Consider the following 21,547-nt stretch of genomic DNA (forward strand, 5'->3'; position numbering starts at 1 on the left):
GATGGTCAAGATCACCGATGTGGCGCGGCACGCCGGGGTGTCCCCGAGCACCGTCTCCTACGCCCTCAGCGGCAAGCGGCCGATCTCCGAGGCGACCCGGCTGCGCGTCGAGGAGGCCATCCGCCGGCTCGGCTACCGTCCGCACGCGGGGGCCAGGGCGCTGGCCAGCAGCCGGTCCAACGTCCTGGCGCTGGTCGTACCGCTGCGGGCGGGCATCCATGTGCCGGTGGTGATGCAGTTCGCGGTGTCGGTGGTGACGGCGGCCCGGCGGCACGACCACGACGTCCTGCTGCTCACCCAGGAGGAGGGCGAGGAGGGACTGCGCCGGGTCGCGGACACCGCGCTGGTGGACGCGCTGATCGTGATGGACGTCCAGCTCCACGATCCCCGGCTGCCGCTGCTGCGCGCGCTGGAGAGGCCGTCGGTGCTCATCGGCTTCCCGGCCGCCCCCGACGGGCTCACCTGCATCGACCTGGACTTCGAGGCGGCCGGCGAGCTGTGTGTGGAGCGGCTCGCGGGGCTCGGGCACCGGGTGGTCGCGCTGGTCGGCTCACCGCCGGAGGTGTATCTGCGGGGCACGGCGTTCGCGCAGCGGGTGGTGCAGGGGTTCACGGCCGCCGCCGACCGCAACGGGCTGGCCTCGTCCGTCCACCCCTGTGCGGCCTCGCCCGCCGCGGCCCGCCTGATCGCCGAGCAACTCCTGCGCGAACAGCCCGCGTTGACCGGTGTCGTCGTCCACAACGAGGCGGTCCTGGAACCGCTGATCGACGCCTTCGAGCAGCTCGGCCTGCGGATTCCGGCCGATCTGTCCGTCACCGCGATCTGCCCGGACGAGCTCGCCGGGGGCCTGCGCGTGCCGGTCACCTCGATCGCCATCCCCTCCGCCGAAGTGGGCGCGCGAGCGGTCGACCTGCTGATGAACAAGCTGGACGGCACGCCCTGCCCGGAGGCGACCCTGCTCACCCCCCGGATGACGGAGCGGGCCAGCACGGCACCCCGCACACTGAGTTCCTGAGGAGCCATGACACGGGGCCGGGCGGTCGAAGGCGCGCGGGACGGCGACCCCGTACGACCACGCGACGGCGGCCGCCTCCCACCACGTCCACCCTGCGCCGGGGCCGGTCAGCCGGTCTCGATCAGGTGGTCCACGTCGGAGACATGGAACTCGCCGTATCCGAAGCGCTCGCCGATCGCCCGGTACCGGTCGTACTGCTCCTGCGTGAGGGACGCCTGCACCCTGCTCAGGACACGGAGGAACAACCGGAATCCGAGATCGGGGTCGATCCGGGTGACCACGTGTTCCAGCGCGTCCATGACCTCCGTCGCGGGCACGGGGCGCCAGTGGCGGCTGACGGCCTTGTCCGCCACCGTGGGTGCCGTCTCCCGGAGTTCACGCAGCACGGTGTCGGTGAGTTCGGTACGGGCGGGCGCCACGACGGGGCTGTACGCGGGGGCGACCTCCCTCAGCCGCTCACGGCACACGTCCGCGATCAGCCGGAGCCAGTCCCGGCCGTCGGTGCTCCGCGGCTCGTCCGAGGCCCCGGACCACAGGGCGGAGACCGCCGCGTCGGGCAGCGCGGAGCGCAGCAGGCGGAGCGCGTCCTCCAGGAGGACGGCCGCCGCGGAGCCCGGGGTCTGCCCGATGTCGTCGCCCTCGGCCGCCCTCCGGATGTCCTCCCGGTTTCCGTGCCACTCCTGGTGGGCCTGCCCGGCGAGGCCGGAGAGACCGAAGTCCCAGACGGTGTCCCGGCGGGCGGGGTCGACGGGCGGCCACGCGACGTCGAGACCGGTGTCGATCAGAGAAGAGTGGTGGCCGAACCTGTCACCCAGCGCCTGGAACCGGTCGTACCGCTCCTTGTCGATCCGCACGGAGCACGCCTTCAGCGCGCGGAGGAAGAGCCGGAAGGCAAGTTCGGGACGAGCGTGGACGGCCACCTCCTCGAGGGCCGACAGAGTGCCGGGGGAAGGGAGGGAACCTGCCGGCCGCTCGCGGCAGGAACGGATCTCCGCGACGACGTCGTCCCGCACCTCGTCGGCCGACGGCGGCCGGGCGTCCCACATCAGGGAAGGTGCCGGGCGCCGCCCGGGGATCCTCCGGGGCGGGCGCGCGGCACAGGTCTCCTCGACGCACCGCAGCCAGTCACGGGTGCTCATGCCGTGCGCCGCCGGATCCCACACGCCCCCGGCTGCCACTCGCCACACGGCCTGGATCGCCTCGTCCGACAGCGGCGACTCGACGAGGGTGCGCACGTCGTCGCGCAGATCGTCGGCGTACCCCCACTCGTCGTGGCTGGTGTCGTAACCGAGGATGCTCCGCTGATCCGCGCCGAGATGGTCGACGCTGCCCACGGGCGTCTCACGGTCGTACGCGTCGAGCTTCGCCGTGACGAGGCCGAGTGCCGCGCGGGCGTTCTCGGGGGGAGCGGGTGAGAGGGCGAACGCCTCGGCCAGCCCGCTGAGCCCGAAGTCCCCGTCGTAGCAGACGTAGTACGGCTCCTGCCGTCCCGTCACGGTCGTCCCCTCCGGTTCTCGATGCCTCTCACGGACCTGCGGCCCCTCACCGGTCGTGTCCGGCGGACGCTCCCGAATCTCCGACAACGGACTTCCCGAAGCCCGGGCATGCGTTCCTCGCGGGACGAAAAACGTACGGGGCAGGGAATCGGCCGGGAACGGAAGTCGCCCCCTATCGGCCACCACGCCCGGCACACGGCATGACACAGGCCCCGTCGCTCGAAAGCGGCGGGGCCTGTGCCCACATGGGATGAGTGGAGATGGCGGGAATCGAACCCGCGTCCAACGGTGCAAAATCAGGGCTTCTCCGTGTGCAGTTCGCTGCGATTTTCTCAGCCCCGGTGATCACGCGAACAAGTCGCCGACGGGCTCAGTCACTGTTTGATTTCCCATCGAACCCCGTGACCGGGCTCGCTGGTTTAGTTCCCTAGATTATGCCAGGATCCGGGCCGGGAACACTCCCGGGCTGACACCCTTTAGGGTCCCTCACTCACTGCTTATTAGGCAGCGAGGGCGAAGGACTGGGAATCGCTCTTGGTATTGGCGATTATTTTTTGCGACATATGGTTTACGAGATCATTGCCGCTTCCTCGACACGCTTCCCCTGCTTCAACAGCCGCTGTCGAAACCGATCATCCCCATGTTGATTTTTCAAAACAAGCCCGGCCCCTCCGAGGAGGAACCACATACCCGCTGTGGGGCACGTTGCCATCGTACGTGACCGACGCACGACGGTGCCAGCCTATTCCGGCGCGGCCGCCCGCCGCGCCGTCCGGCACGTCACTCGCCGCGCTGTTTCCGCTTGGCCGCGGCGATGGCCCGGTCCGACTCGCGCCGGTCCTGCTTCTCGCGCAGGGTCTGCCGCTTGTCGTACTCCTTCTTGCCCCGTGCGAGCGCGATCTCCGCCTTCGCCCGGCCGTCCTTGAAGTACAGGACGAGCGGCACGATCGTGTGGCCCGTCTCCTCGGACTTCACGGACAGCTTGTCGATCTCCTCGCGGTGCAGCAGCAGCTTGCGCTTGCGGCGCGCGGAGTGGTTGGTCCAGCTGCCCTGGTTGTACTCCGGGATGTGGGCGTTGTGCAGCCACGCCTCGCCCCCGTCGATCTGGACGAACCCGTCGGCCAGCGAGCTCCGGCCCTGGCGCAGCGACTTGACCTCGGTACCGGTCAGGACGAGCCCGGCCTCGTAGGTGTCGATGATCGCGTAGTCGTGGCGGGCCTTCTTGTTCTGCGCGACGATCTTGCGCTTGCCGCCCTTCTCGCCGTCCCTGGACTTGGCGGCAGCCCCGCCCTGCTTGGGCTGGGACTCCTTCGGTACGTACATTCCCTTGCTCATAGTGCTGGCCATTTTCGCACTACAGGGGGGCTCGGGGGAAAGCCGATTACCGGGTCCGCGGCCGGCGCGTCAGGGAAGGTCCCCGAGACCGCTCAGCACGGTCTCGGCCCGCTTCAGCGACTCCTTGTCCGCCTCCAGGTCGGGAGTGATGCCCCGGCCGTCGACGGAGCGGCCCGCGGGGGTGCGGTAGTGGCCGACGGTCAGCTCGGCGACGGAGCCGTCGGGCAGCCGGCTCGGCATCTGGACCGAGCCCTTGCCGAAGGTCCTGGACCCCACGACGACCGCGCGCCCCCGGTCCTGGAGGGCTCCGGTGAGCATCTCGGCCGCGCTCATCGTGCCGCCGTCGACGAGCGCGACCAGGGGTCTGGTGGTGTCGCCGCCCGCCTCCGCGTGCAGGGCGCGCTGGGAGCCGTTCACGTCGTACGTGGCGACGAGGCCGCCGTCGAGGAAGACGGAGGCGGTGGTGACGGCCTCGGCGACCAGGCCGCCGGAATTGCCGCGCAGGTCGAGGACGATCCCGGCCCGGCCCGGCGCCCGGCCGACCGCGGTCCGTACGGCGTCGCCGACCCCCTTGGTGAAGGCGTCGACCTTGATCAGGGTGACCCCGCCGGGCAGCCTGCCGACGGTCACCGAGTCCGTGGAGAGCCGGGCGCGGCGCAGGGTCCGGCTCCACGACTGCGTGCCGCGCTCCAGACCGAGGGAGACCTTCGTGCCGGCACTCGCGTCGTCCGCGTCGCCGCGCAGTAACGAGACGACCTCCGTGACCGGTCGGCCGTCCACCTCCGCGCCGTCGACGGTGCGCAGCCGGTCGCCCTTGCGGATGCCCGCGGCGGCGGCGGGCGAGCCGGCGCTGACGCGGGTGACCTCGATGCGTCCGTCGCGCTCACGGCGGGCCCACAGGCCGACGCCGGTGTACTGACCGTCGAGGGCCTCCTCGAACTCCTCGTACTCGCCCTGGGAGTAGACGGCGCCCCAGCGGTCCCCGCTGCGGCTGACGGCCCTCTCGGCGGCCTCCATGGGGGACTTGCCGTCGGCCATCGCCTCGGCGGCGGCCCGGGTGACCTCGTCGTGATGGCGTGCCGACGCCGAACCGGGCGCCTCGGGACCGGTCTTGCGGGCGGGGTCGGAGAACGATCCGGTCGCCGCTCCGGCGACGAGGAGACTCGCGAACACCAATGTCAGGGCCGCCCCGCGGCGGATGCGGCGGGGCTCGCAGAACAGGTCACGGCCTGACATGCCGGTGAGTCTAGGACAACGCGAAGGGCCGCACCGCCGGTTGACGGTACGGCCCTCTTGGGATGCGTCACACCTTCAGGTACTTGCGCAAAGCGAAGAACGCGGCCACCGCGGGCATCAGCAGGCTCGTCGCGAGGATGAGCGGGAGCTTGGTCAGCACGGCGTCCCAGCCGATGAAGTTGATCAGGTTCAGCTTGTGGGACAGGTCCAGGCCGTGGTCGATGATGAAGTACCGGGCGATCAGCAGGAATCCGCAGGCGACGCCGCCGCCGATGAGTCCGGCGACCGAGGCCTCCGCGATGAACGGCGCCTGGATGTAGAAGCCGGAGGCGCCGACGAGCCGCATGATCCCCGTCTCACGCCGTCGGCTGAACGCCGAGACGCGCACGGTGTTGACGATCAGCATCAGCGCGACGACGAGCATCATCGCCATCACCGCGCGCGCGGCCCAGTTCATGCCGTTGAGGAGCCCGAACAGGTTGTCCAGGATGCCCTTCTGGTCCTGGACGGACTGCACGCCGTCACGGCCGTCGAAGGCGGTCGCGATGACCTGGTACTTCTCCGGGTCCTTCAGCTTGATCCGGTACGACTCCTGCATCTGGTCCGGCGTGAGGGAGCTGGCCAGCGGGGAGTCGCCGAACTGCTCCTTGTAGTGCTTGTACGCCTGGTCGGAGGACTCGTAGGTGACCTTCTGGACGACCGAGGACATCTTGTCCAGGTCGGCGACGATCTGCTTCTTCTGGTCGCTGGTGACCGCACCCCTGGCGCAGTGCGGGTCGGACTCGGCGTCGCTCTTGTTGCAGAGGAAGATCGAGACGTTGACCTTGTCGTACCAGTAGCCCTTCATGGTGTTCACCTGGTCGCTCATCAGGAGCGAGCCGCCGAACAGGGCGAGCGAGAGGGCGACCGAGACGACGACCGCGAAGGTCATGGTCAGGTTGCGGCGGAGACCGACACCGATCTCCGACAGAACGAACTGCGCGCGCATGGCGTCTTCCTCAGACCTTTCCGTGGACGATGATCAGTGCTGGTAGCCGTAGACGCCGCGCGCCTGGTCGCGGACGAGACGGCCCTTCTCCAGCTCGATGACGCGCTTGCGCATCTGGTCCACGATGTTCTGGTCGTGCGTCGCCATCAGGACCGTGGTGCCCGTCCGGTTGATCCGGTCGAGCAGTTTCATGATGCCCACGGAGGTCTGTGGGTCGAGGTTTCCGGTCGGCTCGTCGGCGATGAGGAGCTTGGGCCGGTTCACGAAGGCTCTCGCGATGGCCACACGCTGCTGCTCACCACCGGAGAGCTCGCCGGGCATCCGGTCCTCCTTGCCGCCCAGGCCGACGAGGTCGAGCACCTGGGGCACGGACTTGCGGATCTCGCCGCGGGACTTGCCGATGACCTCCTGGGCGAAGGCCACGTTCTCGGCGACCGTCTTGTTGGGCAGGAGGCGGAAGTCCTGGAACACGGTCCCCAGCTGGCGGCGCATCTGCGGCACCTTCCAGTTGGAGAGGCGCGCGAGGTCCTTGCCCAGGACGTGCACCTGGCCCTGGCTGGTCCGCTCCTCGCGGAGGATCAGCCGCAGGAAGGTGGACTTTCCGGAGCCGGAGGACCCCACGAGGAACACGAATTCTCCGCGCTCGACCTCCAGGGAGACATCCCTGAGAGCGGGGCGGGTCTGCTTGGGGTAGACCTTGGAGACATTGTCGAATCGGATCACGGGTGCACCACGGGTCGCCGGGGGTAGGTGTGCGTGACCATACGCGAACCCGGTGTGCGAGCGCAGTCGGCGTACGCGGTTGCGCGCGGCTTGCACGATTTGTCACGGATCTGAGGCGAGATTCACACCCGGTCCGAGGGGCTGGGGGCACCCCGGGCGGGGCAGGAAAAGGGGGAGCCGCGCCGAATTCCACGGAACCTGGCACAGTGGTAGGGGAACGGTTGCGTTCGCCGCAGCGTTAAGAGAGCGACGTGTACGCGAGAGAGCTGCGTATGCGGAGACGTCGCAAGGAGGGCCGGCGCATGACGTACGACCGATTGGTATGCGCTAACTGCGCGGCACCCGTCAGCGAGGGCCGCTGCCCCGTCTGCCGTGCGAACCGCGAGCGGCTCCAGCAGGAGAGCCCCTTCGCGGGACTCAACCCCATGGCGCTGATCGCCCTGCTCGCGGTACTGATCGCGGCGCTGGCGCTGGTGGCCCACCAGACGGTGTGAGGGGCCCGGGGACGGCCCGGCACGGCCCGCCGTCACCCCCGACCCGGAAAGGGCCCGGAGCGAGCTGCTCCGGGCCCTTCGGCGTACGTGCGGAGCGTCAGGCGGCGGCACCGCCGCGGCCGCCCGCGAGGCGCGGCAGCAGACGGAAGCCGACGCCGCCGGCGATCATCGTGGCGGCGCCGGCGATCAGGAACGCGGTCTGGCCGGCACCCGTCTCGGCGAGCGCGCCGTCCTTGCCCTGGGCCTGGGTGTCCGAGCCGGTGTCGGTGAGGGCCGAGGAGCCCTCCTCCTGGGCGCTGGACCCGCCGTTGGGGTCGGCGTCGTTGCCGCCCGTGCCGTTCCCGGCGGGGGCCGTGGTGCTGCCGGAGGAGGGGTCCTCGGTCGGCTCGGTCGGGTTGCCGGTGGGCGCCGTGGTGGTCGGGGCCTGCGACGTCGGGGGCACCTGCGTGGGAGCCTGCGAGGTCGGCGGTATCTCCGTGGGAGGCTGCGACGTCGGGGGCTCCTGCGTGGGAGCGGTGGGAGCCGGGGACTCCGGGATACCCGTGACGGTCGCGGTCGGAGTCGGAGTCGGGCCGTCGGCGCCGGTCGCCGAGGCGACACCGGCCACGGTCAGCGAAGCGCCGGCCGCGATCACCGCGCCGGCCGCTATGCGAGCCGCGAGAATCCGCGTCTTCTTGGTCATCTGCCTGCTACCCCCAGTAGCTGATCGTCAATGGAGCAGCGCCCGGGGCCACGGCGTCACAGGAGGCGTTCGCTCAACCCCCCGGTTCACATGCGCCCCGGAGATACGCATGCCACACGTCACCCTTCCCAGATTCCACAGCAGCGTCAAGGTCGTTGCGTACGCGATGTCCGGAACACCATCGTTTGCCCGGCCTGAGGACATGTGACTGTGACGGAAAACCCATACAGCCCCTACAAACGAAGGCAACTGCCGCCCGACGGGCGGCAGTTGCCTTGTCGACAAAGCTGTTTCAGCGGGGGCGGCGAACGTCCGCCCGCACCGCTTCTGTCGTGTCCTTACTTCTCCTGCTGCTTGCGCCAGCGAATTCCGGCCTCCAGGAAGCCGTCGATCTCGCCGCCGAACACGGCCTCGGGGTTGCCGACTTCGAACTCCGTGCGCAGGTCCTTGACCATCTGGTACGGGTGCAGGACGTACGAACGCATCTGGTTTCCCCAGGAGTTGCCGCCGTCGCCCTTGAGGGCGTCCATCGCGGCCTGCTCCTCCTGCCGGCGCCGCTCGAGGAGCTTGGCCTGCAGGACGTTCATGGCCGAGGCCTTGTTCTGGATCTGCGACCGCTCGTTCTGGCAGGAGACGACGATGCCGGTGGGGAGGTGGGTCAGACGCACCGCGGAGTCCGTGGTGTTGACGCCCTGGCCGCCGGGACCGGACGAGCGGTACACGTCGATCCGCAGCTCGGACTCGTCGATCTCGATGTGGTCGGTCTGCTCGACCACCGGCAGGATCTCGACACCGGCGAAGGAGGTCTGGCGGCGCCCCTGGTTGTCGAACGGCGAGATGCGCACCAGCCGGTGCGTGCCCTGCTCCACGGAGAGCGTGCCGTACGCGTACGGCACGTGGACGGCGAAGGTGGTGGACTTGATGCCCGCCTCCTCCGCGTACGAGGTCTCGTACAGCTCCGTCTTGTAGCCGTGGCGCTCGGCCCAGCGCAGGTACATGCGCTGGAGCTTCTCGGCGAAGTCGGAGGCGTCGACGCCGCCGGCCTCGGCACGGATGGTGACGACGGCCTCACGCGAGTCGTACTCGCCGGACAGGAGGGTACGGACCTCCATCTCGTCCAGCGCCTTCCTGACGGCGACGAGCTCGGCGTCGGCCTCGGCACGGGTGTCCGGGTCGTCCTCCTCCTCGGCCATCTCGAAGAGCACGCTCAGATCGTCGATGCGCCCGCGGAGCGCCTCGGCCTTCCTGACCTCCGCCTGGAGGTGGCTCAGCTTGCTGGTGATCTTCTGCGCCTCGTCCGGGTCGTCCCACAGGGACGGCGCGGCCGCCTGCTCCTCGAGCACGGCGACATCTGCCCTCAGCTTGTCGAGGTCCAGGACGGCCTCGATCGACTCCATGGTCGAGGAGAGGGACTTGAGCTCTTCGGAAACATCGACGACTGCCACGCCTCCAGCGTAACGGTTGCGGCAACCGGGCCTCGCCGGGTCTCGCCCCGTCCGCCCCTTCCCGTCCCGTGACGGGGGCGCTGCCCCCGGCCCCTCGCTCCTCGAGCGCCGGAGGGGCTGGCTTTTCGGCCCGTCCGGCGCTCGAGGACGAGGCCGTCGGGCCGAAGCCGGGGTCCGGGGGCGGCAGCCCCCAGGGACGACGGGGGTCCCCCTGGTCGAGCGAAGCCGAGACCTTGGGGGAGGGAAGGGGCGGAGGGGGCGACGAACGTCCGTCCGGGGCGCCGGCCCGGGTTCAGGGGGAGGCCGGGGCCGAGTTCTTCGTGTCCTGGGGAGCCGCGTCACCGTCGTCGGAGGTGGCGAGCCAGGTACCGACGCCCGCCGCGGCGACCAGGACGACGGCCGCCACCCCCAGGGTGATGCGCCGCCGGCGGGCGGAGGCACGGTGCCGGGCGGAGCCCGGACGGGGAGCGCCCGCGGCGCGCGGCGCGCGGGCGGTCCCCCGGGCCCCGCCGGCCAGCTCGTCGGGCGCCGGCACCCGCATCGAGGTGTGCGTGTCCCGGTTCGAGTCGGTGGCGGCCCCGGGCACGAGGGGCACGGCCCCGCGCCGCTCACGCGCCGCGGCGGGCTCGGACGGCTCCGCGCTCTCCTCGTACTCCTCCTCCGGCTCCTCGGAGTCCGCGTCCGGGGAGTCCACGTCCAGCGGCGGCATACCGGCCAGCAGCGGCAGCTGCTCCCGCAGCCGTGCGCCCAGCTCGGAGGCCCGCAGCCGGGACGCGGGCGCCTTGGCCAGGCACTGCACGATCAGCTGCCACAGCTCGTCCGGGATGCCCGGGAGCGGCACCACCGTCTCGGTGACGTGGCGGCGCAGGACCGCGCCGGGGTGTCCGCCCCCGAAGGGCGTGAATCCGGCGAGCAGCTCGTAGAGCACGGTCGCCAGCGCGTAGATGTCGACGGCGGCGCGCGGCGGCAGGCCCTCGATGATCTCGGGCGCGAGGTAGTCGGGCGTCCCGATGATCTTCGTGACCTTGGTGCGGCGCGGTGAGTCGATGAGCTTGGCCACTCCGAAGTCGGTCAGGAGGGCCGGGTGGGAGCCGCCGGGGCCGAGCGGGCCCTGCATGTCGAGCAGGACGTTCTCGGGCTTCACGTCGCGGTGGACGACCCCCGCGGCGTGCGCGGCGGCGAGTCCGTCCGCCACGTCGGCGACGATCGCGACCGCGGCCTCCGGGGCGAGCCTGCGTTCCCGGTCGAGCCGGGTGCGCAGGTCGGTGCCCCGGACGAGGTCCATGACGAGGGCGAGGTCGTTTCCGTCCACCACCAGGTCGCGCACCGCCACCACGTGGGGGTGGTCGAGGCCGAGCAGCGCGGTGCGCTCCTGGACGAAGCGCCCCACCAGCTCCTGGTCGGACGCGAGGTCCTCGCGCAGCAGCTTGATGGCGACGGGCCCCTCGGGCCCCTCGCCCAGCCACACCGTGCCGGCGCTCCCCCGCCCCAGGATCTGGTTCGCGGTGTACCTGCTGCCGATCTTGCGTGCCAAGACTGCTCCTACAGACGCGTGTTGCCGCTTAAAGTACGCGCCCGAGGAGGCAACCTTCACGCCCGAGGCCGAAATCACCCGTCAGATGTCGACAAGTCCCCAGAGTCGGCCGCTCCGGGGTGTCTCGGGTCAGTTCTTCGTGGGGTCCTTCGAGCCGAGATCCCCGATCCAGCCGCTGACCTGGTGGTACCAGTGGGTGAGCTCCCCCCAGAAGCTCCTGGTCGTGCCGATCCAGTCCTGGAGGGGGCTGAATTCCCAGATCAGCCAGCCGGCCACGAACAGGATGACGACCGTGAACAGGCACCCCTTGAGGCAGCCGAGTCCCGGGATCTTCATCGGGTTGGCGCTGCCCTGCCGGGGTTCGCGCTGACGCGGGGCGGGCTGCTGGGGCCGCTGCGGCTCGGGCGCGTACCGCTGCGGCTGGGGCTGCTGCTGGGGCGCGGGGGCGTAGCGCTGCTGCTGCGGCGCGTACTGCTGCTGTTGCTGCTGCTGCTGCGGATAGCCGTATCCGGGCGGCGGCTGCTGGCCCCGCTGCGGGCGCTGCTGCTGCGGCTGGGGCTGCTGCCGCTGCGGGCGCGCGACCTGGCGCTGCGGGCGGTGGCGCAGCGGGTCCTCGTTCGGGTCGAGGTACTGGACCTGCGTCTGTTCGTTGCGGTCGCGGGCCGCGCGCAACTGGTTCTGCCAGGGGTGCGGGTCCTCGCCCTGGCCGGGCGCTCCGCCCGGCTGGTTCTGGGGCACGGGCGGCAGCACGGCGGTCGGGTCGGCCGCTCCGGCGGTGTGCGGCAGCACGCTGGTCGCGCCGTACGGGTCGTACGAGGCCGCGCCCTGCGGGAGCACCTGGGTGGCGTCGGCCGCGCCGGGGACGTCCGGGACGTACGCCGGGGCTGGGTCGGGCCCGAGCAGCGCGCCCACGCCGTCGGCGGCGGCGATCTGCGCGGGTGACGCGTGCACCCCGACACCCGCGGCGACGGCGCGCAGTCCGCGCGCGAGGTTCTCGGCGCTGGGCCGCTGGTCGGGGTTCTTGCGCAGGCAGCGCTCTATGACGGTCCACAGCGGGTCCGGGACGGTCGAGGGGCGGCGCGGTTCGGCGCTCAGGTGCTGGTGCAGCACTTCGAGGGCGGACTCGCCCGCGAACGGCGGGCGCCCGGTGACCAGCTCGTACATCAGGATGCCGGCGCCGTAGATGTCCACGGCGGACGTCTGCGGGCGTCCCTCGGCGGACTCCGGGGCGACGTACGCGGGCGTGCCGACGAATTCGTGGGTCCGGGTCAGGCCGGGGGAATCGGCGAGCCGCGCGATGCCGAAGTCGGTCAGCATCGGGTGCATCTGGCCGGCGTCCTGCTTGAGCAGCACGTTCGCGGGCTTCAGGTCGCGGTGCACGACGCCGTCGGCGTGGCTGGCGGCGAGCGCGTCGGCGATCTGAGCGGTGAGCAGGGCGGCGGCGACGGGCGAGAACGGTCCGTTCTCGCGCAGGTAGCGGTGCAGGTCGGGGCCGTCGACGAGGTCCATGACGAGGGCGAGGAGATCGCCTTCGACGACGAGGTCGCGCACCCGCACGATGTTCGGGTGGGTCAGGCGCAGCAGCACCGACCGCTCCCGGAGGAACCGCATCACGATGTCGGCGTCGCTCGCGAGCTCTTCCTTCAGGACCTTGATCGCCACGGTCTCGCCGGGCTGTCCGGCGACGGCCGCCTCGGCGCCCGCGGTCTCCCGCTGGCGGGCTCGCCAGACCGTGCCCGTGGCGCCGCGCCCCAGCGGTTCCTCAAGGAGGTACTTGCTCCCTACCGGCCGCACGTCATGCGCTCCCTGTTGCTTGCTTGCCTGGTCCGTCCACCGTGATCACCGTGGTACAGGAGTTTCCGACCCACTGTAGTGCCGCCCCGCCCGGCACAGGGCGGTCCTCCTGGTGTGCTTTCCCATAGGTCCCGTGCGCACCTGTGGTCCGCATAAGCGCATACGTGGGCGCACCCGTCCATGTTCGACGGAAAGCCGCTCCCGTGCGTTCGACGGAAAGACGCTCACTTCGGTCGGTTGGTTGCCGGGACCGGGCGTGAGCGATCTCAAGCCGACATCGGGCGGGCACTGGTCAGGAACTTTTACGGGCAGAGCCGACCAATCAAGATCACTTACAGGTGGGGGGCGGGCGCGTTGTCGGCGGCAGGTGCGAGGATGCCTCCAGTTACTGGCCGACGTGCCCGTGTGCGGTGGGGGGAACTGCGGTGGGGGACCGCAGCGCAGCCTCGTCCTCGTCGCGGACACCTGCGCGGAAGGGACCCCTGACGGCGATGCAGATCCGGCTGACCGTCGTAGACCCGCTGGGCCCGCCATCGGAGCCGCGGGGGCGAGCCACGGCCTGCGATGTGCTGGTCACCGCGCCCGCCGGGACGGCGCTGGCCGCGGTCGCGTCGGGGCTGGCCGCGGCGGTCGGGGGAAGCGGGGGCGCCTCCCAGGGCGAGCGGGGCCGTGAGCCCGGCGGGGGCCAGATCGTGCTCTACGCGGGCGCGGAGCGGCTCGACGCCCAGCGCTGCACCCTCGGCGAGCCGCCGCTGACCGACGGCGCCGTGCTGTCCCTGGGCGCGCCCGCCGAGCCCGGTCCCGACCTGGACGACGTCTCGGCCCAGCTCCATGTGGTCGCGGGACCCGACGCCGGCGGCGTGCACCTGCTGCACGGCGGCCAGATCCGCATCGGCCGCTCCGCGGACGCCGACGTGCCCCTGGACGACCCGGACGTGTCCCGCCTGCACTGCGCGGTCACCGTCACCCCGGAGGGCCGTGTCTCGGTCGCCGACATCGGGTCCACGAACGGCACGACGCTCGACGGCTCCCGGGTCGGCGGCCGTCCCGTCCCCTTCACCGCGGGCGCGCTGCTGCGCGTCGGCGAGTCCGCCCTGCGGCTCGCCCTGCCGGGAGGTCCCGGCGTCGTGGAGACGGCGCCGGACGGCGAGGGCCACGTGCGGGTGAGGACCGGGTCCGCCGGCGACACCCCGCGGGCCGGCGCCTTCGACGAACACGGTGGTCCGGCCGGCGCCGGGACCGCCGCCCGCCGGGGCACGGCCGCCGCGGACGGCTTCCCGGCGCAGGCCCCGCCGGCCGGTTCCGGCACCGGGCCGGGCGCCCCCGCCACCCCGCCGGATTCCCCGCGGAGCGCCTCGCAGCCGCGCGGTGCCGTGCCGCACGCGCGCGGGGAGAGCGCCTCCCTCGCCCGAGGGAGCGGTCTGCCGCCCGCGGACGAGACGCATCACGCCTACGGGACCGCGGCATGGGGGGCCTCCGCCGGCGGCGCCCCCGGGGCGCTGGAGCACGGACGGGCGGCGGCGCCCCCGGCCGTGCCGGAGCAGAGCGGGGCTCCCCGGATCGAGACCGGGCCGCGGGGAGCGACGGCGCAGGGCCGCGGCAGCGGCTCCGGCGCGCCCGCGCGGGAGGCCGGCCGCACCGCCGGGCCCGCGGACTCCGGCGGCCGGGACGGGACGGGTGCCGCGGAAGCGGGAACCTTCGGCCCCGCAGCCGGCGGCACGTCCGGCACCTCCGCCGCGGGCATCCCCGGCGCGCGCCGGGGCACCCCGACACGGGGCACGGACGTCCCGCCGGGGGTGCGCAGGCGGGGCGGCATCGGCGCGTGGGCGCGCCGTCTGACCGGCGGCCGCGGCGGGGCGGCCCAGGCCGCGCGGGAGGCGTACGAGGACGGAGCCGTCGCGGTGGAGGAGCTCCTTCCCGCCGTACGGCGCTCGCCCGAGAGCTGGCCCGACCCGGCGACCCTGCTGCTCACCGCGCTGGGACCCGGTCCCAGGCTGTGGGAACGGGGCCCCGGCCATCCCGAGGCACTGACGGTACGGCTGGGCACGGCCGACCGGGCGGCGCCGGACGGCTCGGGCCTGCTGCCCGTGGTGCCGGTGACCGCCGGGCTGCGGGAGGCCGGCTCCCTGGGCCTGGCCGGACCGCGGGCACGCCTGTCGGGACTGGCCCGCGCGGTCGTCGCGCAGCTCGCCGCGCTGCACTCCCCCGACACCCTGGAGATCGTCCTCCTCAGCACCGACCGGGTCCGCCCGGTCGAGGAGCGCACCGCCGAGTGGTCCTGGCTCGGCTGGCTCCCCCATCTGCGTCCCGCCCACGGCCAGGACTGCCGTCTGCTGCTCGCGTACGACCGTGAACAGGCGGCGGCGCGCACGGACGAGCTGCTGCGCCGCCTGGAGGACCACCTGGAGGCGGCGGGCGCGCCACGCGTGCGTGGCCCGCTCCCCGCGGGCTCCGGCGCCGGGGCCACGGTTCCGGCCGCCCGGTCCGGGACGCACGACGACGTGCGCGGCGATCGCGTCGCCCCGTCCGGCGACGCCGGCTCACGGGGCCCGGCACGAAGGCCGTCCTGGGCGCGGGCCGACGACACGGAGGACGGGTACGACGGCCCGTACACGGTGGTGATCGTGGACGGGGACCCCGGGAGCGCCGACGTACGCGAGGGCGTGATGCGCCTCGCACGGGAGGGCGCGCGGGCCGGCATCCACCTGGTGTGCCTGGCCGAGACCGCCGCGGCCTCCCCCGCGTCCCCGGTGACCGAGACCTACGAAGCGGCGTGCGCGGCCTCTCCCGCGTTCCGTGAGTGCGGGGCGGTGGCGCTGCTGAGCGGGGACGTGGCGACGGCGCTGCGGCTGATGCGGGTGGCGCCGGGCGGTGCCGGCGAAGGTGCCCCGGCGCGGGCCCCGGGGGCCGGTTCCTCCCCCGCCGGTTCCCGGCACGGCGGACCCGACGGCGCCGGGCGGAAGTCCTCCGCTCCCGCCGCTCCCCTGCCCGACGGAGCCACCCACACCGGCATCCCGCACCCCGCGCCGGGGCGGACGGCCGCTCCCGCGGGCAGCGGCGGACGCGCCGGCACGGCCGGGCAGTTCCCCCGCGGTCCCGTGGGGCACGGCACGGTCGCCGCCGTGGACGCCGTGTCCCTCGCCTGGGCCGAGCGGTTCGCCCGGTCCCTCGCGCCCCTGCGCACGGACGGTTCCCCCGGGGACCGGCACACGCGCGTGTCGGCGCCCCTGCCTCAGTCGGCGCGTCTGCTCGACGAGCTGGGGCTGGCGCGGGCCACCCCCGCTTCCCTGATGGCGCGTTGGGCGGACGCCGCGGACGACAGCGAGGCGTTCGGCGGACGGGCGCGGGCGGTGCTCGGCGCGGGCCCGCGCGGACCCGTCGCCGTCGACCTGCCCGTCGAGGGCCCGCACCTGCTGATCGAGGGCCCGCCGGGCAGCGGCCGTACGGAACTGCTGCGCTCGGTCGCCGCGTCCCTCGCCGCCGCCGAACGGCCCGACCGGCTCGGGATCGTCCTCATGGACGGGCGGGACGCGGCGGCCTCCCAGGGCGCCGCGGGCGGCGGGGAAGGGCTCCAGGTCTGCACCGACCTGCCGCACGTCACCACGCACCTCACGGCCAACGACCCGGTCCGGATGCGGGAGTTCGCCCAGTCGCTGAGTGCCGAGCTGAAGCGGCGGTCCGAGCTGCTGGGCCGGCTCGGCTTCGCGGAGTGGCATGCCGGGCGCACGGTGCCCGGCCGGATCGTGGCCCAGCGCACGGGCGGAAGCGCGCCGGGCGGGACCTCGTCCCCGGGCGCCGCCGACCTCGACACACCGCCGAGTTCGACGCTGCGGCTGCGCCCCGGCGCCGGGCACCGGCAGACCGAGCCGGGCCCTCCGCTGGCCCGTCTGGTCGTGGTGGTCGACGATCTGGACGCCCTGCTGGCACCGCCGTTGGGTTCCCCGGGACGCCCGGCGGCCGGTTCGGTCGTACGGGCTCTGGAGGCCGTCGTCCGGGAAGGGGACCGGCTCGGGGTGCACCTCGTGGCGGCGTCCGGCGCCGGCGGCCGTACGGCCCCGTCGGAGCTGACCCGTTCCGTCGCGTTGCGCGTCACCCTCGACGCGCCGTCGCCCGGACCCGACGAACCCGCCCCCGGGCGGGGCCGGCTGCGTACCGCCGACGGCCGGGAGACCCCGTTCCAGGGCGGGCGGGTCACGGGCCGAATTCCCCGTACGGCGACACTGCGCCCCACGGTCGTGGCCCTGGAGTGGCACCGCATGGGCGACCCGCCGGCCCGCCGCCCGGTCCGCGAGCTGGGCAACGGACCCACCGACCTGGCCCTGCTCGCCAGCGCCCTGGAGCGGGCGGCGCGTTCGGTCTCCGCGGCCGAGATGCCCTCGCTGCTCTAGGGCCTGTCGTCACATTCCCGTCGTCGCCCGGAGGGCGGCCTCGCGGCGTCCGGTGCGTGCTCTCGGCGTGCCGGGTGGAAGCCCTCGTACTGGACGTACTCGGGCTTTCGCCCGGTGCGGCGAGTGGGGGTCCCCCTGCTCGAAGAGCTCGGGGGAGCGTGCCAGGCGTTGCGGGGCGGACGGGAATGTGACGACAGGCCCCAGCACGCGGCGGAGCGCGGGCGCCGCCCGGCACCCGGGCGCGGCAGAAGGCCGACGCGCCTGCCCGAGCGGGGCGGAAGGCCGACACCGGCGTCCTGCCCCGGTGCGGCAGAGGTCGGTCCTGTTCGATGCCCGGCCGGGGCTGAGGGCCGGCGCCGCACCGGTCCGAACGGGGCAGGACACCCGCGCCGCTTCCGCCCCGGTGCGGCAGGGCGGTGCTGTCGCCATGGCGTCGGCGCGCGCGGCCCCCGCGTCGGCGCACCGCGCCCCCTGGGGAATCGCGCAGCCCTGGCGTCCGCACACCAACAGCCTTTCCGGCAGCCTCTGTTCGCCCCGCCGACGCACCCCGAAGCGGTGACCGGACGTCACGACCCAATCACGATCGTGTACTTGACAGCCCCGGCGGTCTTGCCGCCCTCGAACGAGCAGGCGTAGACCGGAGTGATCGGGGCAGCAGCCGCTTTGACGTTCGACGAAGAACGAAGAACGGGGCAGTGATGCGCAGCATTCCTCAGATACGCAGGTCGCCCGATCACTCCACCCGCCGCTCGCGCAGAGCCGCACGGGCCGCCGCGGCCGCCGCCGTCGCGGGCGCTCTGACACTCACGGCGTGCGGTGGTGGCGGCAAGGCGAGCGACGACGGCAACGACACGCCGAGCGGCGGTGCCGGCTCCGTCACCCTGCCCAAGCTGGACGGCGCCACCCTGGAGGTCGCCGCCGTGTGGACCGGCGCGGAACAGGCCAACTTCAAGAAGGTGCTGGCGGAGTTCGAGAAGCGCACGGGCGCGAAGGTCACCTTCGTACCGGCGCAGGACCCGATCATCAACTTCCTCGGTTCGAAGATCGCGGGCGGCGCGCCCCCGGACGTGGCGCTGCTCCCCCAGGTCGGCGCGGTGAAGCAGGCCGTCGACAAGGGGTGGGCCAAGCCCGTCGGCCCGGACGCGCAGGCGCAGTTGACGAAGAACTACGCGCAGGGCTGGCAGGACCTCGGCAAGGTCGGCGGCAAGCAGTACGCCGTGTACTACAAGGCCGCCAACAAGTCGCTGATCTGGTACAACACCAAGGTCTTCGAGAACGCGGGGGCCAAGGAGCCCAGGCACTGGAAGGAATTCTTCGCCACCGTGCACAGGGTCTACGACTCCGGTGTCACCCCCCTCTCGGTCGCCGGCGCCGACGGCTGGACGCTCACCGACTGGTTCGAGAACGTCTACCTCTCCCAGGCGGGCCCCGAGAAGTACGACCAGCTCGCCCAGCACAAGATCAAGTGGACGGATCCGTCCGTGAAGGACGCGCTGACCACGCTCGCCGGGGTCTGGGGCAACAAGAACTTCATCGCGGGCGGTCCGGACGGCGCGCTCCAGACGGAGTTCCCGGCCTCGGTCACCCAGACGTTCACCGGCGGCGACCAGCCGAAGGCGGGCATGGTCTTCGAGGGCGACTTCGTGGGCGTCAACATCGCGGAGACGAAGGCGAAGATCGGGAGGGACGCGAAGGTGTTCCCGTTCCCGGCGGTCGGCGGCGGCCAGGCCCCGGTGGTCAGCGGCGGTGACGCGGCCGTCGTCCTGAAGGACTCCAAGGCGGCCCAGGCGCTGCTGACCTTCCTCGCCTCGCCCGACGCGGCGACGATCCAGGCGAAGCTCGGCGGCTATCTCTCGCCCAACAAGAACGTGGCCGACTCCGCTTATCCGAACGCCGTCCAGCAGGCCATGGCCAAGGCGCTGATCACGGCCGGCGACGACTTCCGCTTCGACATGTCCGACCAGGCCCCGCAGGCCTTCGGCGGGACGCCCGGCAAGGGCGAGTGGAAGGACCTGCAGGACTTCCTGAAGAACCCGAAGGACGTGGCGGGGGCGCAGGCGAAGCTCGAATCGGACGCCGCCGCGGCCTACAAGGGCTGATCCGGCATGACGTCGGCGACGGCCGGGGACACCGCACCGGTGCCCCCGGCCCGTACACGCAAGAGCGTGACCGGGACCCGCAGGACGGTGGTGGCGCTGTTCCTGCTGCCCGCCCTGGTGCTGCTCGGCGCGCTCGTGGTCTACCCGATCGGGTACTCGCTCGTCCGCAGCTTCTACGACCAGCAGGGCGACGGATTCGCCGGGTTCGACAACTACAAGGCGCTGTTCACCGACGACGGCATCCGTACCGCGCTCAAGAACAACATCATCTGGGTGGTGTTCGCCCCGACGGTGGCGACCGCGCTGGGGCTGATCTTCGCGGTGCTCACCGAACGGGTGCGCTGGGGAACGGCGTTCAAGCTGGTCGTCTTCATGCCGATGGCGATCTCGATGCTCGCCGCCGGAATCATCTTCCGACTGGTGTACGACCAGGACCCGGCCAAGGGCGTCGCGAACGCGGTGTGGGTGGGGGTGCACGACACCTTCGCCCCGTCGTCGGCGTTCCCCAACGCCCACCCGGGAGGGCGGTCGCCGCTTGAGGCCGAGCGGGGCGGTTTCATCACCCGCGACGCCGTGCACACCGGGCAGTCCGTCGCCCTGCCGCTGGTCGGCGTCGCGCCGGACCGGATGCCGCACGGCGCGAAGAAGGCGGTGCGGGCGGCCACGGATCCCGGCCGGGTCACCGGCACGGCCTGGCAGGACTTCACCCGCGGCAAGGGCGTCGGCAGGCTCGGCCAGGTCGACCCGAGCGAACTGGGCTACTCCGGGATGAGGATCGAGGCGGTCAAGGACGGCAAGGTCGTCGACTCGGCCGAGGTGGGCGACGACGGCACGTTCTCGCTCTCGGCCGCGGCGGACGGAGCCCGGCTGCGGCTCCCGGCGAGCAACTTCAAGGAGCCGTACAACGGGGTCGACTGGCTCGGCCCGTCCCTGGTCACCCCGGCCATCATCGGCAGTTACGTCTGGATGTGGGCGGGTTTCGCGATGGTGCTGATCGCGGCGGGGCTCGCGGGGGTGCCGCGCGAACTCCTGGAGGCCGCCCGGGTCGACGGGGCGAACGAGTGGCAGGTGTTCCGCCGGGTCACCGTGCCGCTGCTCGCGCCGGTGCTCGCGGTCGTGGCCGTGACCTTGATGATCAATGTGCTGAAGGTCTTCGACCTGGTGTTCATCATCGCGCCCGGCTCCTCCCAGGACGACGCGAACGTGCTGGCCCTGGAGCTGTACCGCAAGGGCTTCTCGGAGGGCCGTCCGGGCGTCGCGAGCGCCATCGCGGTGTTCCTGCTGCTGCTGGTGATCCCGGTGATGCTCTTCAATGTGCGCCGGCTCAGGCGGGAGGTGCGGCGATGACCACGCATGCCGGGCGGCTGGCGGAGTCCGCGCCCGCGACGGCCGTGAACAGGGCGCGGCCCTCGCTCGGTTCACGGATCGCGAGCGGGGTCGGCGGCGGCGTCGTACGCGTCTTCCTGCTGCTCGTCGGCCTGTTCTGGCTGGTGCCGACGATCGGGCTGCTGCTCTCCTCGCTGCGCAGTCCCGAGGACATGGGCGGCAGCGGCTGGTGGAAGGTGTTCACCGCGCCCTCGCAGCTCACCGTGGACAACTACCGGAAGCTGCTGGAGAACGGCGACATCACGCATTCGCTGCTCAACACGGTGCTGATCACGGTCCCGGCGACGCTGCTGGTCGTCGTGATCGGCTCGCTCGCGGGCTACGCCTTCGCCTGGATGGAGTTCCCCGGCCGCGACTGGTGGTTCCTCGCCGTGGTGGGCCTGCTGGTCGTGCCGGTGCAGGTGGCCCTGATCCCGATCGCCGAACTCTTCGGAAAGATAGGCGTCTTCGGGTCGGTCACCGGCGTGGTCCTCTTCCACGTCGGATACGGCCTGCCCTTCGCGGTCTTCCTGCTGCGGAACTTCTTCGCGGAGATCCCGAGGGAGCTGCTGGAGGCGGCCCGTCTGGACGGCGCGGGTGAACTGCGCCTGTTCGCCCGGGTCGTGATGCCGCTCGGCGGACCGGCGATCGCCTCGCTGGGGATCTTCCAGTTCCTGTGGGTGTGGAACGACATGCTGGTCGCGCTGGTGTTCTCCGACTCGGGGAGCCAGCCCATCACGGTCGCGCTCCAGACACAGGTACGCCAGTTCGGCAACAACATCGACGTGCTGGCGCCGGGCGCCTTCATCTCGATGGTGATCCCGCTGGCCGTGTTCTTCGCGTTCCAGCGGCAGTTCGTGTCCGGAGTGATGGCGGGCGCGGTCAAATAGGCAGGTACGGAGCACGTTTCGAGGGGCGGGCCGGCCATCGGCCCGCCCCTCGCCGTTCACCCG

Annotated in this window: 15 protein-coding genes and 1 other RNA gene; 6 read left to right on the forward strand and 10 right to left on the reverse strand. The window is 72.4% G+C overall.

What is annotated here, in order from left to right:
• Nucleotide 1 precedes the first annotated feature (1 nt).
• Nucleotides 2-1,015, forward strand: coding sequence for a LacI family DNA-binding transcriptional regulator (locus tag ACH4S8_RS38495; RefSeq protein ID WP_398402759.1), 1,014 nt, complete (start codon nucleotides 2-4; stop codon nucleotides 1,013-1,015).
• A 107-nt stretch (nucleotides 1,016-1,122) separates the two neighbouring features.
• Here ACH4S8_RS38495 and ACH4S8_RS38500 read toward each other — a convergent pair whose 3' ends face one another.
• The 6 genes from ACH4S8_RS38500 to ftsE all read right to left on the reverse strand — a co-directional run bounded on the left by ACH4S8_RS38500 (nucleotide 1,123) and on the right by ftsE (nucleotide 6,793).
• Nucleotides 1,123-2,511 carry a hypothetical protein gene (locus tag ACH4S8_RS38500; protein ID WP_398402761.1) on the reverse strand — a complete coding sequence of 463 codons (1,389 nt, stop codon included), beginning with the start codon at nucleotides 2,509-2,511 and terminating at the stop codon, nucleotides 1,123-1,125.
• 252 nt (nucleotides 2,512-2,763) lie between these two features.
• Nucleotides 2,764-3,151: a transfer-messenger RNA gene (gene ssrA, locus ACH4S8_RS38505) on the reverse strand.
• 140 nt (nucleotides 3,152-3,291) lie between these two features.
• Nucleotides 3,292-3,834, reverse strand: coding sequence for an SsrA-binding protein SmpB (gene smpB, locus ACH4S8_RS38510; RefSeq protein ID WP_398402823.1), 543 nt, complete (start codon nucleotides 3,832-3,834; stop codon nucleotides 3,292-3,294).
• 81 nt (nucleotides 3,835-3,915) lie between these two features.
• Nucleotides 3,916-5,082 (reverse strand): S41 family peptidase, encoded by a 1,167-nt coding sequence (locus ACH4S8_RS38515; RefSeq protein ID WP_398402763.1) that lies wholly within the window; start codon nucleotides 5,080-5,082, stop codon nucleotides 3,916-3,918.
• Nucleotides 5,083-5,149: 67 nt separating this feature from the next.
• Nucleotides 5,150-6,070: a permease-like cell division protein FtsX gene (ftsX, locus tag ACH4S8_RS38520; protein ID WP_398402765.1), complete on the reverse strand. Its 921-nt coding sequence runs from the start codon at nucleotides 6,068-6,070 to the stop codon at nucleotides 5,150-5,152.
• Nucleotides 6,071-6,103: 33 nt separating this feature from the next.
• On the reverse strand, nucleotides 6,104-6,793 hold the full coding sequence (gene ftsE / locus ACH4S8_RS38525; protein ID WP_037619290.1) for a cell division ATP-binding protein FtsE: 690 nt from the start codon (nucleotides 6,791-6,793) through the stop codon (nucleotides 6,104-6,106).
• 302 nt (nucleotides 6,794-7,095) lie between these two features.
• Between ftsE and ACH4S8_RS38530 the strand changes: the two genes are divergently transcribed.
• Nucleotides 7,096-7,287 (forward strand): hypothetical protein, encoded by a 192-nt coding sequence (locus ACH4S8_RS38530; protein ID WP_028805018.1) that lies wholly within the window; start codon nucleotides 7,096-7,098, stop codon nucleotides 7,285-7,287.
• A 97-nt stretch (nucleotides 7,288-7,384) separates the two neighbouring features.
• Here ACH4S8_RS38530 and ACH4S8_RS38535 read toward each other — a convergent pair whose 3' ends face one another.
• The 4 genes from ACH4S8_RS38535 to ACH4S8_RS38550 form a co-directional block, all read right to left on the reverse strand.
• On the reverse strand, nucleotides 7,385-7,969 hold the full coding sequence (locus tag ACH4S8_RS38535) for a hypothetical protein (protein WP_398402769.1): 585 nt from the start codon (nucleotides 7,967-7,969) through the stop codon (nucleotides 7,385-7,387).
• Nucleotides 7,970-8,307: 338 nt separating this feature from the next.
• Nucleotides 8,308-9,414, reverse strand: coding sequence for a peptide chain release factor 2 (gene prfB / locus ACH4S8_RS38540; protein ID WP_398402771.1), 1,107 nt, complete (start codon nucleotides 9,412-9,414; stop codon nucleotides 8,308-8,310).
• Between the two features lie 292 nt (nucleotides 9,415-9,706).
• Nucleotides 9,707-10,948, reverse strand: a complete 1,242-nt coding sequence (locus ACH4S8_RS38545) for a serine/threonine-protein kinase (RefSeq protein ID WP_398402773.1) — start codon at nucleotides 10,946-10,948, stop codon at nucleotides 9,707-9,709.
• Nucleotides 10,949-11,077: 129 nt separating this feature from the next.
• Nucleotides 11,078-12,742, reverse strand: a complete 1,665-nt coding sequence (locus tag ACH4S8_RS38550; protein WP_398402775.1) for a serine/threonine-protein kinase — start codon at nucleotides 12,740-12,742, stop codon at nucleotides 11,078-11,080.
• Between the two features lie 491 nt (nucleotides 12,743-13,233).
• On the opposite strand from ACH4S8_RS38550, the gene ACH4S8_RS38555 reads away from it, so the two are divergent.
• From ACH4S8_RS38555 to ACH4S8_RS38570, 4 genes are all read left to right on the forward strand, one after another.
• Nucleotides 13,234-17,130 (forward strand): FHA domain-containing protein, encoded by a 3,897-nt coding sequence (locus ACH4S8_RS38555; RefSeq protein WP_398402777.1) that lies wholly within the window; start codon nucleotides 13,234-13,236, stop codon nucleotides 17,128-17,130.
• A gap of 698 nt (nucleotides 17,131-17,828) precedes the next feature.
• Nucleotides 17,829-19,229 (forward strand): ABC transporter substrate-binding protein, encoded by a 1,401-nt coding sequence (locus ACH4S8_RS38560; RefSeq protein ID WP_398402779.1) that lies wholly within the window; start codon nucleotides 17,829-17,831, stop codon nucleotides 19,227-19,229.
• A 6-nt stretch (nucleotides 19,230-19,235) separates the two neighbouring features.
• Nucleotides 19,236-20,576: a carbohydrate ABC transporter permease gene (locus ACH4S8_RS38565; protein WP_398402781.1), complete on the forward strand. Its 1,341-nt coding sequence runs from the start codon at nucleotides 19,236-19,238 to the stop codon at nucleotides 20,574-20,576.
• Nucleotides 20,573-21,484, forward strand: coding sequence for a carbohydrate ABC transporter permease (locus ACH4S8_RS38570; RefSeq protein WP_398402783.1), 912 nt, complete (start codon nucleotides 20,573-20,575; stop codon nucleotides 21,482-21,484). The genes ACH4S8_RS38565 and ACH4S8_RS38570 overlap by 4 nt, the downstream gene beginning before the upstream one ends.
• Nucleotides 21,485-21,547: the final 63 nt, after the last annotated feature.

Source organism: Streptomyces sp. NPDC021080, from assembly GCF_044333225.1.
Classification (GTDB): Bacteria; Actinomycetota; Actinomycetes; order Streptomycetales; family Streptomycetaceae; genus Streptomyces.

Excerpts from the sequence above, each read along its gene's own strand:
- ACH4S8_RS38535 (WP_398402769.1), bottom strand. The coding sequence starts at position 7,969 with ATGACCAAGAAGACGCGGATTCTCGCGGCTCGCATAGCGGCCGGCGCG.
- ACH4S8_RS38565 (WP_398402781.1), top strand. The coding sequence starts at position 19,236 with ATGACGTCGGCGACGGCCGGGGACACCGCACCGGTGCCCCCGGCCCGT.
- ACH4S8_RS38530 (WP_028805018.1), top strand. The coding sequence starts at position 7,096 with ATGACGTACGACCGATTGGTATGCGCTAACTGCGCGGCACCCGTCAGC.
- ACH4S8_RS38560 (WP_398402779.1), top strand. The coding sequence starts at position 17,829 with ATGCGCAGCATTCCTCAGATACGCAGGTCGCCCGATCACTCCACCCGC.
- ACH4S8_RS38570 (WP_398402783.1), top strand. The coding sequence starts at position 20,573 with ATGACCACGCATGCCGGGCGGCTGGCGGAGTCCGCGCCCGCGACGGCC.
- smpB (WP_398402823.1), bottom strand. The coding sequence starts at position 3,834 with ATGTACGTACCGAAGGAGTCCCAGCCCAAGCAGGGCGGGGCTGCCGCC.
- ACH4S8_RS38495 (WP_398402759.1), top strand. The coding sequence starts at position 2 with ATGGTCAAGATCACCGATGTGGCGCGGCACGCCGGGGTGTCCCCGAGC.
- ACH4S8_RS38555 (WP_398402777.1), top strand. The coding sequence starts at position 13,234 with ATGCAGATCCGGCTGACCGTCGTAGACCCGCTGGGCCCGCCATCGGAG.
- ACH4S8_RS38515 (WP_398402763.1), bottom strand. The coding sequence starts at position 5,082 with ATGTCAGGCCGTGACCTGTTCTGCGAGCCCCGCCGCATCCGCCGCGGG.
- ftsX (WP_398402765.1), bottom strand. The coding sequence starts at position 6,070 with ATGCGCGCGCAGTTCGTTCTGTCGGAGATCGGTGTCGGTCTCCGCCGC.